General features: G+C 55.6%; 11 protein-coding genes. 6 read left to right on the top strand and 5 right to left on the bottom strand.

The genetic code is table 11. The annotated features are described in order from the left end of the window. From ppk1 to purM, 3 genes are all read right to left on the bottom strand, one after another. Entirely contained in the window at positions 1–2061 is a 2061-nt protein-coding gene (gene ppk1 / locus KCG39_RS11420; protein WP_004123499.1) for a polyphosphate kinase 1, read from the bottom strand. A gap of 179 nt (positions 2062–2240) precedes the next feature. After that, positions 2241–2882 (bottom strand): phosphoribosylglycinamide formyltransferase, encoded by a 642-nt coding sequence (purN, locus tag KCG39_RS11415; RefSeq protein ID WP_004123497.1) that lies wholly within the window; start codon positions 2880–2882, stop codon positions 2241–2243. After that, positions 2879–3916 carry a phosphoribosylformylglycinamidine cyclo-ligase gene (purM, locus tag KCG39_RS11410; RefSeq protein WP_049114485.1) on the bottom strand — a complete coding sequence of 346 codons (1038 nt, stop codon included), beginning with the start codon at positions 3914–3916 and terminating at the stop codon, positions 2879–2881. Before purM ends, purN begins: the two co-directional genes overlap by 4 nt. 265 nt (positions 3917–4181) lie before the next feature. Here purM and bglK point away from each other — a divergent pair, with 265 nt between their 5' ends. The 5 genes from bglK to KCG39_RS11385 all read left to right on the top strand — a co-directional run bounded on the left by bglK (position 4182) and on the right by KCG39_RS11385 (position 9507). Continuing rightward, positions 4182–5075 carry a beta-glucoside kinase BglK gene (bglK, locus tag KCG39_RS11405; protein ID WP_049114486.1) on the top strand — a complete coding sequence of 298 codons (894 nt, stop codon included), beginning with the start codon at positions 4182–4184 and terminating at the stop codon, positions 5073–5075. A gap of 9 nt (positions 5076–5084) precedes the next feature. Further along, positions 5085–6515, top strand: a complete 1431-nt coding sequence (locus KCG39_RS11400) for a 6-phospho-beta-glucosidase (protein WP_139529066.1) — start codon at positions 5085–5087, stop codon at positions 6513–6515. Positions 6516–6698: 183 nt separating this feature from the next. Continuing rightward, positions 6699–7325, top strand: a complete 627-nt coding sequence (gene upp / locus KCG39_RS11395) for a uracil phosphoribosyltransferase (RefSeq protein ID WP_004123492.1) — start codon at positions 6699–6701, stop codon at positions 7323–7325. Between the two features lie 95 nt (positions 7326–7420). Further along, positions 7421–8710: a uracil permease gene (uraA, locus tag KCG39_RS11390; protein WP_142468025.1), complete on the top strand. Its 1290-nt coding sequence runs from the start codon at positions 7421–7423 to the stop codon at positions 8708–8710. A gap of 95 nt (positions 8711–8805) precedes the next feature. Continuing rightward, entirely contained in the window at positions 8806–9507 is a 702-nt protein-coding gene (locus KCG39_RS11385; RefSeq protein ID WP_211811628.1) for a DnaA inactivator Hda, read from the top strand. Between the two features lie 28 nt (positions 9508–9535). Here KCG39_RS11385 and arsC read toward each other — a convergent pair whose 3' ends face one another. After that, positions 9536–9895, bottom strand: a complete 360-nt coding sequence (gene arsC / locus KCG39_RS11380; protein ID WP_004123487.1) for an arsenate reductase (glutaredoxin) — start codon at positions 9893–9895, stop codon at positions 9536–9538. Between the two features lie 9 nt (positions 9896–9904). Then, entirely contained in the window at positions 9905–11368 is a 1464-nt protein-coding gene (bepA, locus tag KCG39_RS11375) for a beta-barrel assembly-enhancing protease (protein ID WP_004123486.1), read from the bottom strand. 229 nt (positions 11369–11597) lie between these two features. On the opposite strand from bepA, the gene KCG39_RS11370 reads away from it, so the two are divergent. Then, positions 11598–12665 carry an AI-2E family transporter gene (locus tag KCG39_RS11370; RefSeq protein ID WP_004123481.1) on the top strand — a complete coding sequence of 356 codons (1068 nt, stop codon included), beginning with the start codon at positions 11598–11600 and terminating at the stop codon, positions 12663–12665. Positions 12666–12743: the final 78 nt, after the last annotated feature.

Here is a 12743-nt window from a genome sequence, read left to right as displayed (position 1 = left end):
TTAGTCGGGCTGTTCAAGTGATTTGAGGTAGTCGTATATCGCCATCTGTGCACGGACTTTGCGGCGATTGCCGCGCGGCACGTAGCGATTGCTCAGTTCTTTATCAAGATAGCGCGCTTTCACTGTATCGTTGAAGAGGAGATCGAAAATATCCAGCACCCGCTGCTTCAGGCGCGGATCCAGCAGCGGCGCGGCCACTTCGATACGATAGTCAATATTGCGCGTCATCCAGTCCGCGGACGATAGCCAAACCTGTTTATCGCCGCCGTTTTCAAAGCAATAAACGCGGTCATGCTCAAGGAAACGGTCAACAATGCTGGTCACGCGAATATTTTCGCTGATTCCTTCCAGACCGGGGATCAGCGAACACATACCACGAATAAGCAAATTAACCGGCACGCCGGAGCTTGAAGCGGCGTAGAGACGGTCTACCAGACCTTTATCGACCAGGTTGTTCAGCTTCAGCATGATGCCCGACGGCTGACCATTTTGCGCGTTGGCGATTTCACGATCGATCATCTCATAAAGCAGACGACGTGAGTTTTGCGGCGACACTAGCAGATAATCGAAGCTGACCGGGCGGTAGGGGTTTTCAATAAAGTTAAATACCCGGCGGACTTCATTGGTGATGCGCGCATCGGCGGTCAGCAGCGAGTAGTCGGTATAAAGCCGCGCGGTTTTTTCGTTGAAGTTGCCGGTGCCGATATGCGCATAGCGCACGACTTCATCGCCCTCTTTTCGCGAAACCAGGAACAGCTTGGCGTGGATCTTGAGGCCCGGCGCGGAGAAGATAACGTGCACGCCGGCTTCGGTCAGGCGCTTAGCCCAATGAATATTGGCTTCTTCATCGAAACGCGCCTGCAGCTCAACGACCACCGTCACTTTCTTACCGTTGTGGGCGGCATGAATCATCGAATCGATAATCCGTGAATCTTTCGCGACGCGGTAGATGTTGATTTTGATAGCCAGCACGCTTGGGTCGAAAGAGGCCTGGCGCAGCAGCTCAAGGACGTGTTCGAACGTATGGTACGGGTAGTAAAGCAGCACGTCGCGTTCGCGGATTGCGTCAAAGCCGTTGCGGAATTTATCGAACCACAGATGACGCAGACGCGGCATCGGTTTGTTGACCAGATTCGCTTTGCCCACGTTGGGGAAGCCGATAAAGTCTTTAAAGTTGTGGTAACGACCGCCCGGCAGCATCGAATCGTAGTTGGAGATGGAGAGCTTATCGCGCAGCATTTCGACCATTGCGTCGGGCATATCGCGCTGATAAACGAAGCGCACCGGCTCGGCGGTCAGACGCTGTTTCAGGCTGGAGGACATCAGCTCCATCAGGCTCGATTCCATCTCGTGCACCAGATCGTATTCGGCGTCACGGGTCATTTTCATCGAGTAGGCGTTCAGCGCGTCGTAATCGAAAAAGCCCTTGAAGATATCATCCAGGCAGTAGCGCAGGATGTTATCTAGTAAAATCATCGGCTTGCGGCGGCGAGGCGCTTCCGGCGGCAGGTTAACAAAACGCGGCACCTTGTCAGACGGAATCTCAAGCAGCGCGTAATTAATGGTATCTCCGCGGATAATTTCGACGGCCAGGTAGGTGTAATCATCCTTCAGAAACTGCACTAAATCCGTTTCGCGGTTAATCAGGATTGGCGTGATGTGCTGACGAAGATACAGCTTGAAGTAGTTACGCAGCCAGGACTGCTGGTTGACGGAGAGCTGGCGTTCGTTGATCAGGAAAATCTGGTTACGCGCCATTTCCAGCAGCAGCTCGTTGTATAAACCGTCAAACTCCTGATCGGCCTTGAGCACGCGAGCCTGGATTTTGCCTAGCAGGTGACGTGAGTGGGCGGTACTGCCTTGTTCTTCGCTAATGATGATGCGGCGCTTAAGCTCGGCGAACCGCACTTTATAAAATTCATCGAGGTTATTGGAGTAAATCCCCAAAAAGCGCATGCGCTCGATCAGCGGATTGCTTTTGTCCGCCGCTTCCTGAAGTACGCGTTCGTTAAAGGACAACCAACTGAGTTCTTTTTCGATGTATAGCTTTTCCTGGCCCATTACAGCTCACACTCCGTTTTACTCACAGGACATAGACTATTATGACGAAATTTTCCGCATAGCGATTCACTCTGTCACAACTATATGACAGTAAGAAGAACTATTTCTTCAATATGATTGATTGTTAAACGATTTTAATCAAAAAAAAGCCCCGCGTGGATAAAACGCAGGGCGATGGGTTACTCTTCGGCGGCGTAGCCTTGCGGCGGTAGCTTTATTTCATCAAGCCAGGCTTCGTTTCCTTCCGCGCGCAGGCGGCCATCGACAAACCAGCTGATTGCCAGGGGATAGATATCGTGTTCCTGAGCTTGTACTCGGGCGGTAATGTCGTCTTCGGTATCTTCAGCGAACACCGGTACCTTAGCCTGCAGAACCACCGGGCCTCCGTCCAGCTCATCGGTCACAAAATGCACCGACGTCCCGTGCTCCTCATCGCCATTTTCCAGCGCCTGGCGATGGGTGTGCAGCCCCGGATATTTTGGCAGCAGGGAAGGGTGGATATTCAGCATACGCCCCTGATAGTGGGCGACAAACGCCGGGCTAAGAATCCGCATGTAGCCGGCGAGAACCACCAGATCCGGCGCGTAAGCGTCGATCTCGTGCATCAGCTCGCGGTCGAAAGCTTCCCGGTTGGCAAACTGGCTGGCGGCGAGCGCGTGTGCCGGAATATTGGCCGCGCGGGCGCGCTCAAGGCCGAATGCGTCGGCCTTGTTGCTGAAGACTGCACGCAGGGTGCCGTTGATTTTTTTCCGGGCGCAGGCGTCAATAATCGCCTGCAGGTTGCTACCGTTACCGGAAATCAGCACCACGATGTTTTTCATTCAATAACCACACGCTGTTCGGAATCAGAGGCTTTGATATACCCTATTTTCCATGCGCTTTCACCTTTGTCGTTCAGGAAGGCAATGGCTTTATCCGCTGCTTCCGCCGGCAGCGCGATAACCATGCCGACGCCGCAGTTAAAGGTGCGATACATTTCGTGGCTGCTGACGTTACCGGCGGTTTGCAGCCAGTTGAATACGTCCGGCCACTGCCAGGAGGATTCATCGATGACTGCCTGAGTGTTGTCCGGCAGCACGCGCGGAATGTTTTCCCAGAAGCCGCCGCCGGTCAGGTGGGCGATGGCGTGCACGTCGACGTTGGCAATCAGGTCGAGTACGGATTTCACATAAATTCGGGTCGGCGCCAGCAGATGGTCGGCCAGCGGCTTACCGTTGAGATCGGTGGTTTGCGGGTCAACGCCGCTGACTTCGATAATTTTGCGCACCAAAGAGTAGCCGTTAGAGTGCGGGCCGCTGGAAGCCAGCGCCACCAGCACGTCGCCATCGGCCACTTTGCTACCGTCGATAATTTCTGATTTTTCTACCACCCCAACGCAGAAACCGGCCACGTCATAATCTTCGCCGTGGTACATGCCCGGCATTTCCGCCGTCTCGCCGCCCACCAGCGCGCAGCCTGACTGCAGGCAACCTTCGGCAATGCCGCTGATTACGCTCGCCGCAGTATCGACATCCAGTTTGCCGGTCGCGTAGTAATCAAGGAAGAACAGCGGCTCTGCGCCCTGAACCACGAGGTCGTTTACGCACATAGCGACCAGGTCGATACCGATAGTGTCGTGACGCTTCAGGTCCATCGCCAGACGCAGCTTGGTGCCGACGCCGTCGGTGCCGGAGACCAGAACCGGTTCGCGATATTTCTGCGGCAGCGCGCACAGCGCGCCGAATCCGCCCAGTCCACCCATCACTTCCGGGCGGCGGGTTTTCTTCACCACGCCCTTAATACGGTCGACGAGAGCGTTGCCTGCATCAATATCCACGCCGGCATCTTTATAGCTGAGAGAGGTTTTATCGGTCACTGCGAAGTCTCCACGCGTTTGCGGTAGCAATAAAAAACGGCGCAATTCTAACAGGGATAGCAAACGTTTGCGAGCCTGCTTTGCAGTCGACGTTAAACGGCCGTTAAGTGCGCAAATTTGATACTGTTCACGAAAATGAAACCGGGTACATTCTTCTGCTTGCCAGCGTTGCTGGGAATAATCATCATGCCAATGAAACCGGTTTCTTTTGTGCTGCAAGCAGAGAGAAACCGCGAATTTGATGGATTCTGGAGGAAAGCTGAGGATGAAAATTGCCGCATTTGATATCGGTGGCACGGCGTTAAAAATGGGGGTAATGACGCGCGAAGGCACGCTGCTGGAGAAAGGAAAGCAGGCCATCATCGACAGCGACGGCGACCAGATCCTGCAGGCAATGCTGGCGTGGATCGCCGCGCATCCGGCGTGCGAAGGGGTGGCCATCAGCGCGCCCGGCTACGTTAACCCGCATACCGGCTTTATCGAAATGGGCGGCGCCATCCGTAAATTCGATAACTTCGCCATCAAGAGCTGGCTTGAGCAGCAGCTGCGCCTGCCCGTGGCCATTGAGAACGATGCTAACTGCGTGCTGCTGGCCGAGCGCTGGCGGGGTAAAGCTGCCGATATGAGCAACTTTCTGGTCCTGACCATCGGTACCGGCATCGGCGGGGCTATTTTCTGTAATAACCAACTGGTCCACGGCGCGCGTTTCCGCGCCGGGGAGTTCGGCTATATGCAAACCGCGCGTCCGGGTACCCGCGATGTACGGCGCTATTCGATGAATGAAAACTGCACGCTGCGCGTGCTGCGCCATCGCTACGCTGAGCATATCGGTAAGGCGCTGGAAGAGGTGACCGGCGAAGAGATTTTTGACCGCTACGATGCGGGCGACGCCACCTGTCGACGTCTGGTCGCGGAATTCTTTAACGGCCTGGGCACCGGGCTATATAACCTCGTCAACTTATTCGATCCGCAAACGATTTTGATCGGCGGCGGGATTGTGGAACGGCCGGGTTTTCTGTCGCTGCTGCGAGAACATCTGGCCTGGTTTGGCATTGCGGAATATATCGACACCGTTAGCCACGGCAACGATGCCGGGCTGGTAGGCGCGGTTTACCATTTCAATCAGCAATACCGGTCGCATAGCGGCGACTGCGCATAGGGAGAGAACATGTCCGGATTTAAAGAAGGTTTTCTGTGGGGCGGCGCGGTGGCGGCGCATCAGCTGGAAGGCGGCTGGAAAGAGGGCGGTAAAGGGGTGAGCGTCGCCGACGTGATGACCGCTGGCGCGCACGGCGTACCGCGCGAAATCACCGATGGCGTGCAGCCGGGGAAAAACTACCCCAACCACGAAGCGATTGATTTTTATCATCGCTATAAAGACGACATTAAGCTGTTTGCCGAAATGGGCTTCAAATGCTTCCGCACCTCCATTGCCTGGACGCGCATCTTCCCGCTGGGCGATGAGCAAGAACCTAACGAAGCCGGGCTGCAGTTTTACGACGACCTGTTCGATGAGTGCCTGAAGCACGGTATTGAGCCGGTAATTACGCTCTCCCACTTCGAAATGCCGTACCATCTGGTGACGGAGTATGGCGGCTGGCGTAACCGTAAACTGATTGATTTCTTCGTCCGCTTTGCCCGGGTGGTGTTTGCCCGCTACCAGCATAAAGTGAAGTACTGGATGACCTTCAATGAGATCAATAACCAGGCCAACTTCCACGAAGATTTTGCGCCGTTCACCAACTCCGGACTGAAATATCTGCCGGGTGAGGACCGCGAGCCGGTCATGTTTCAGGCGGCGCACTATGAGCTGGTCGCCAGCGCGCTGGCGGTTAAAGCCGCCCGCGAAATTAACCCGTCATTGCAGATTGGCTGCATGATCGCCATGTGTCCGATTTACCCGCTGAGCTGCGCGCCCAACGACATGATGATGGCGATGAACGCCATGCATCGCCGCTACTGGTTTACCGACGTTCACGTGCGTGGCCGTTATCCGCAGCACCTGTTGAACTACTTCGAGCGTCGCGGTTTTGCGCTGGACATCACCGAAGAAGACCGCGTAGCGCTGACTCAGGGCTGCGTCGACTATATCGGCTTTAGCTACTATATGTCGTTTGCCACGAAAGCAACGGATGATAATCCGCAGCTGGATTATGATGAAAGCAAGAGCCTGGTTTCCAACCCGTACGTGCAGAAGTCAGACTGGGGCTGGCAGATTGATCCGGTCGGGCTGCGCTACTCCCTGAACTGGTTCTGGGACCATTACCAGCTGCCGCTGTTTATCGTTGAGAACGGCTTCGGCGCCATCGACGTGCGCGAAGCGGACGGATCGGTAGACGATCAGTATCGTATTGACTACCTTTCCGCCCATATCGCCGAGATGAAAAAAGCGGTAGTTGAGGATGGCGTCGACCTGATGGGCTATACCCCGTGGGGCTGTATCGATCTGGTTTCCGCGGGAACCGGTGAGATGAAAAAACGCTACGGCTTTATCTACGTGGATAAAGATAATGAGGGCAACGGCACGCTGGCGCGTAGCCGTAAGAAATCTTTTACCTGGTATCAGCAGGTGATCGGCAGCAACGGCGAAAAGCTATAAAACTGCCGTAAAGCCCCATTCAGCCCCGCCTTCGCGGGGTTTTTTTATTTTGTCTTATACTGGCTCAGGCAGCGTAAAGCATTTTGGTTGATCCCGGTCAAACATATCGGCTATGGCGTAAAAGGTAAAAGGCGGTATAATCCGGCGATTTTTTTTGTGGCTGCCCCTCAGAGGAGAAAGAGAATGAAGATCGTGGAAGTGAAACACCCACTCGTCAAACACAAGCTGGGCCTGATGCGTGAGCACGACATCAGCACCAAACGCTTCCGTGAACTCGCCTCAGAAGTTGGCAGCTTACTGACTTATGAAGCAACTTCCGATCTGGCGACTGAAAAAGTCACCATTGAAGGCTGGAACGGCCCGGTTGAAATTGAGCAGATCAAAGGCAAGAAAATTACCGTTGTGCCGATTCTGCGCGCGGGTCTGGGAATGATGGAAGGCGTGCTTGAGCACGTACCTAGCGCACGCATCAGCGTGGTGGGCATCTACCGTAACGAAGAGACGCTTGAGCCGGTTCCTTACTTCCAGAAGCTGGTATCCAATATTGACGAACGCATGGCGCTGGTGGTTGACCCGATGCTGGCAACCGGCGGTTCAATGATCGCCACCATCGACCTGCTGAAAAAAGCGGGCTGCAGCAGCATTAAGGTGCTGGTTCTGGTGGCGGCGCCGGAAGGCATCGCCGCGTTGGAGAAAGCGCATCCGGACGTTGAGTTGTACACCGCGTCCATTGACCAGGGCCTGAACGAGCACGGATACATTATTCCGGGGCTCGGCGACGCCGGCGATAAGATTTTTGGTACGAAATAATTGATGAAGTAGAAAAAGCCGACTTTGAGAGTCGGCTTTTTTTTGAATAAAACACACCAACAGCAATCAACAAACGACTCTCAGAGGAAAATGCTATGACGCGCCGTGCTATCGGGGTGAGTGAAAGACCGCCGCTTTTACAGACAATCCCGCTTAGTTTGCAACATCTGTTCGCCATGTTTGGCGCAACGGTACTGGTGCCCGTTCTGTTCCATATCAACCCGGCCACGGTACTGCTGTTTAACGGCATCGGAACGCTGTTATATCTTTTCATCTGCAAAGGCAAAATCCCGGCTTATCTTGGATCGAGCTTTGCGTTTATCTCCCCGGTACTGCTTTTGCTGCCGCTGGGTTACGAAGTCGCTCTCGGCGGATTCATCATGTGCGGCGTGCTGTTTTGCATCGTCTCCTTTATCGTCAAAAAAGCTGGAACCGGCTGGCTGGACGTGATGTTCCCGCCGGCGGCGATGGGCGCGATTGTCGCGGTTATCGGCCTGGAGCTGGCGGGCGTGGCGGCGAATATGGCCGGTCTGCTGCCCGCTGACGGACAATCGCCGGACAGCAAAACCATTATTATTTCGATGGTGACGCTGGCGGTGACGGTTTTCGGTTCGGTGCTGTTCCGCGGTTTCCTGGCGATTATCCCGATTTTAATCGGCGTCCTGGTCGGCTACGCGCTCTCCTTCGTGATGGGCGTCGTCGATACCACGCCAATCGCCGAGGCCCACTGGTTCGCGCTGCCGACCTTTTACACCCCGCGCTTTGAATGGTTTGCGATTTTCACCATTCTGCCCGCCGCGCTGGTGGTGATCGCCGAGCACGTTGGACATCTGGTAGTAACGGCCAATATCGTCAAGAAAGATCTCGTCCGCGATCCGGGCCTGCATCGTTCAATGTTTGCCAACGGCCTGTCTACGGTGATCTCCGGCTTCTTTGGCTCAACGCCAAACACCACCTACGGCGAGAACATTGGCGTGATGGCGATCACCCGCGTCTACAGCACCTGGGTTATCGGTGGCGCGGCGATCATCGCGATTCTGCTCTCCTGCGTCGGCAAGCTGGCGGCGGCGATCCAGATTATCCCGCTGCCGGTAATGGGTGGCGTCTCGCTGCTGCTGTACGGGGTCATCGGCGCTTCGGGTATTCGCGTGCTGATCGAATCTAAAGTCGATTACAACAAGGCGCAGAACCTGATTCTGACCTCCGTTATCCTGATCATCGGCGTCAGCGGGGCGAAAGTACATATCGGCGCCGCTGAGCTGAAAGGCATGGCGCTGGCGACCATTGTTGGCATCGGTCTGAGCCTGATCTTCAAGCTGATAAGCGTGCTGCGTCCGGAAGAGGTGGTCCTCGACGCTGCGGATAGCGAAGAAGCGAAACATTGATCCCTATACCGGGCGGCGATCCCGCCCGGTTCTCTCCTTGCCTATTTCTGTGCTAAACTCTCCGCGTTTTTCTGCAAGCCTATGTTGAGGTCCATCTGAACGCACCGGCACAGCTCTCTTTGCCACTGTATCTTCCCGATGATGAAACTTTCGCGAGTTTCTGGCCGGGCGATAACCCTTCTCTTCTTGCCGCCCTTCAGAACGTGCTGCGGCAGGATCATAGCGGATACATCTATATCTGGTCACGGGAAGGGGCGGGGCGCAGCCATCTCCTGCACGCGGCCTGCGCGGAGCTCTCCCAGCGCGGCGATGCGGTGGGTTACGTTCCTCTGGATAAACGGACGTGGTTCGTTCCTGAAGTGCTGGATGGAATGGAACAGCTCTCGCTGGTTTGCATCGATAATATTGAGTGTGTGGCGGGCGATGAACTGTGGGAAATGGCGATTTTCGACCTCTATAACCGCATTCTCGAGTCCGGTAAAACACGGCTGTTGATTACCGGCGACCGACCGCCGCGCCAGCTCAAGCTGGGCCTGCCGGATCTGGCTTCGCGTCTTGACTGGGGGCAAATTTACAAGCTGCAGCCGCTGTCGGATGAAGACAAGCTCCAGGCGCTTCAACTGCGCGCGAGGCTGCGTGGTTTCGAAATGCCGGAAGATGTCTGCCGCTTCCTGCTTAAGCGGCTGGATCGCGAAATGCGTTCGCTGTTTATGACGCTCGATCAGCTCGATCGCGCTTCAATTACCGCCCAGCGCAAGCTAACCATTCCTTTCGTGAAAGAGATCCTCAAGCTTTAGCGGAGCCGTGGCTTGAGGACCCGATCGTTTAGTTAACGATGTCCAGAACCTGTTCCGGCGGACGACCGATGCGGGCCTCGCCGTGGCTGACGACGATAGGCCGCTCAATCAGCTTTGGATTATCAATCATTGCCTGGATCAGCGCTTCTTCGCTGAGCTGCGGATTCGCGAGATCGAGTGATTTATAGAGATCTTCTTTCTGGCGCATTAACTCGCGCGCGCTGGCCATTCCCAGCATCTTCAGCAGCTGGCGCAGCGTTGCGGTATCCGGCGGCGTCTCCAGGTAGAGCACCACTTCAGGATCGATACCGTTAGCCTTCAGCAGGCTCAGGGTGTCGCGACTCTTGGAGCAGCGCGGGTTGTGATAGATTTTGACCGTATCGGACATGAGATCTCCTTACATTTTCTGGTACGGTTTGAAGCGTTCCTGCAGCTGACGCAGCTGATCGATACGCGCATCGTAGCGGGCCTGCTGCAGACTGCCTAATTTGACCTGTGAACTGGCGCTGCTGAGTAGGGTAATGGCCTGATCGAGTCGGCCAACCAGCGCCATGCCCTCCGCGCGCGCTGCCAGCTCCTGATCGCGATTTCCCAGCTTAGCTTCTGCTTGCGCCAGCAAATCCCAACCATTGACGTCATCTTTATTGTTAAAGGTATAGCGGTTAAGGATCGTCGCCGCTTCCCCCGGCTGCCCGCCTTCCAGCAGGGCGTTGGCGAGGTTGAGCTGTAGTACCGGGTTAGTACGCAGTTCGCGGGCGCCCTTCAGGCGGTTAATCGCGTCAGTGGCTCGCTTTTGTCCGAGGTCGATATCGGTCGCCAGGTCAAGGTACCAGGCATTTTGCGGTTCGGCGCTCAGCAGCGGCTGTAGCGTTTTGCGCGCCAGATCGTAATTGTTGCTGCCCATCGCCAGCAGCGCGCGGCCGTACTGGGCGGCGTGCTGTTCGCGAATATTGCCTTTTTCCCAGCTGCTCAGCAGGTCGTTGCCTAGCTTATTGTCGCCGGAGGTGTACATTCCCAGCGTTCTGGCTTTTGCCAGGTAGAAGTCAGCCGAGGATTGCACGACCACCGGGCGCATCTGGTTCGCACGGTTGCGGGCGTCGGCGAGACGGCTTTCCGGCAAGGGGTGGGTTAGCAGCATTTCCGGCGGCCGGGTCGAGTAGCGCGACTCGTCAAGCAGCTTGCCCATAAACGCCGGCATCGCCTGCGGATCGAAACCTGAACGTTGAAGGACCTGAATACCAATGCGGTCTGCCTCTTCCTCGTTTTGGCGGGTAAAGCTGATCAGCCCCTGCTGGCTGCCCGCCAGGGTGCCGGTCAGCGCGGCCATACCGGCCTGTGGGCTGGCCATCGCCAGCAGAATCGACCCCAAAGCGCCAACCCAGGTCAGCGGAGCGTTACGCTTTTGGTCTTCCATCGCGCGGGCAAGGTGGCGCTGGGTGACGTGAGAAATTTCGTGCGCCATTACCGACGCCAGCTCGCTTTCATTATCCGAGTAGCGGAACAGCGCCGAGTGCAGTACGACGTTACCGCCGAAGAAAGCAAAGGCGTTTATTTGATCGTTATTAATCAGATAAAAGTGGAACGGAGTGCGCACCGAATTGGCGTGCGACACCAGGCGCATGCCTAAACCGTTGATATATTGCACCAGCAGCGGATCGTTAATTAACGGCGCGCTGCCGCGCAGCTGGCGCACGTAGTAATCTCCCATCTGCATTTCCTGGCCAATGGAGAGCGTGCTTCCTGCGGAGGTGCCCATGTCCGGCAGAGTGTCTGCGGTATCGGCAAAAGCAGGTAATATTGAACCCAGCGTCAGCGACGCTATGACGGTCGCCACCAGCGTTTTCTTCAACTGCCTGAACATAACCTCTGTCCTGTAATGTAGGTGTGCCAGTTTGACCGATTGTGCGGCGTAATGTTCCCTGACCGCAAGCAGGTCCAGCGAGTTTAGCCGTCGTTTGCGGCGTTGCAAATATGATATTCACCCGACCGTTAATGTTTGTGGTTTTACCCATAAAAAGCGAAGTCTTTTTTGTGACATTTCGATACAATTCCTGAGATTGTTACAGCTCCGCTCTTCAGGGAAGGGTTTTATGCTCCAGATGTTAATGCAGTGGTACCGTCGTCGGTTCAGCGATCCGGAGGCGATAGCGCTGCTGGTCATTTTGCTGGCTGGGTTCGGCATTATGTTTTTCTTCAGCGGCCTGCTGGCACCTTTATTAGTGTCGATTGTTCTGGCCTATCTGCTGGAGTGGCCCACCGTCAGACTGGAGCGTATCGGGTTTTCACGTACCTGGGCCACCTCGGTCGTTCTGATTCTGTTCGTCGGCATTCTGCTGCTGATGGCGTTTGTGGTGATGCCGGTTGCCTGGCAGCAGGGTATTTATCTGATCCGCGATATGCCGGGGATGTTGAATAAACTTTCCGATTTTGCCGCGACGGTGCCGCGCCGTTATCCGGCCTTAATGGATGCCGGCATTATCGACGCGATGGCGGAGAACATGCGCAGCCGCATGTTAACCGTCGGCGACTCGGTGGTGAAGTATTCGCTGGCTTCGTTGGTCGGGCTGCTGACCCTGGCGGTCTATCTGGTGCTGGTGCCGCTGATGGTTTTCTTTCTGCTGAAGGATAAAGAGCAGATGCTTAACGCCGTACGCCGTGTGCTGCCGCGCAACCGCGGCCTGGCCGGGCAGGTATGGAAAGAGATGAACCAGCAAATTACCAACTATATTCGCGGTAAGGTGCTGGAGATGATTGTCGTCGGCGTGGCGACATGGATTGGCTTTATCCTTTTTGGCCTCAACTATTCGCTGCTGCTGGCGGTGCTGGTGGGGTTCTCGGTATTAATCCCCTATATCGGCGCGTTTGTGGTCACCATTCCGGTGGTGGGCGTGGCGCTGTTCCAGTTTGGCGCGGGAACCGAGTTCTGGAGCCTGTTTGCGGTGTACCTGATTATTCAGGCGCTGGATGGCAACCTGCTGGTGCCGGTACTCTTCTCGGAAGCCGTTAATCTGCATCCGCTGGTGATTATTCTGTCGGTGGTGATTTTTGGCGGTCTGTGGGGATTCTGGGGCGTGTTCTTCGCGATTCCGCTGGCGACGCTCATCAAAGCGGTGGTGCACGCCTGGCCGGATGGCCTGATAGTGGAAGACGAGCATTAGCGCGAAGCCGCAAGAAATGCCCTAAAAAAAGACGCCGGGTGGTTGAGAACGACCCGGCGTCTTGCGTTTGTCTTAGCG

This window comes from Klebsiella pasteurii, from assembly GCF_018139045.1.
Lineage (GTDB): Bacteria > Pseudomonadota > Gammaproteobacteria > Enterobacterales > Enterobacteriaceae > Klebsiella > Klebsiella grimontii.
Note: the sequence above shows the minus strand (reverse complement) of the source record. Positions and strands in the feature narration are given on the sequence as shown.

Coding starts and splice junctions, on each gene's coding strand:
- KCG39_RS11370 (WP_004123481.1), top strand. CDS start 11,598: ATGCTCCAGATGTTAATGCAGTGGTACCGTCGTCGGTTCAGCGATCCG.
- arsC (WP_004123487.1), bottom strand. CDS start 9,895: ATGTCCGATACGGTCAAAATCTATCACAACCCGCGCTGCTCCAAGAGT.
- bglK (WP_049114486.1), top strand. CDS start 4,182: ATGAAAATTGCCGCATTTGATATCGGTGGCACGGCGTTAAAAATGGGG.
- KCG39_RS11400 (WP_139529066.1), top strand. CDS start 5,085: ATGTCCGGATTTAAAGAAGGTTTTCTGTGGGGCGGCGCGGTGGCGGCG.
- ppk1 (WP_004123499.1), bottom strand. CDS start 2,061: ATGGGCCAGGAAAAGCTATACATCGAAAAAGAACTCAGTTGGTTGTCC.
- uraA (WP_142468025.1), top strand. CDS start 7,421: ATGACGCGCCGTGCTATCGGGGTGAGTGAAAGACCGCCGCTTTTACAG.
- bepA (WP_004123486.1), bottom strand. CDS start 11,368: ATGTTCAGGCAGTTGAAGAAAACGCTGGTGGCGACCGTCATAGCGTCG.
- purN (WP_004123497.1), bottom strand. CDS start 2,882: ATGAAAAACATCGTGGTGCTGATTTCCGGTAACGGTAGCAACCTGCAG.
- upp (WP_004123492.1), top strand. CDS start 6,699: ATGAAGATCGTGGAAGTGAAACACCCACTCGTCAAACACAAGCTGGGC.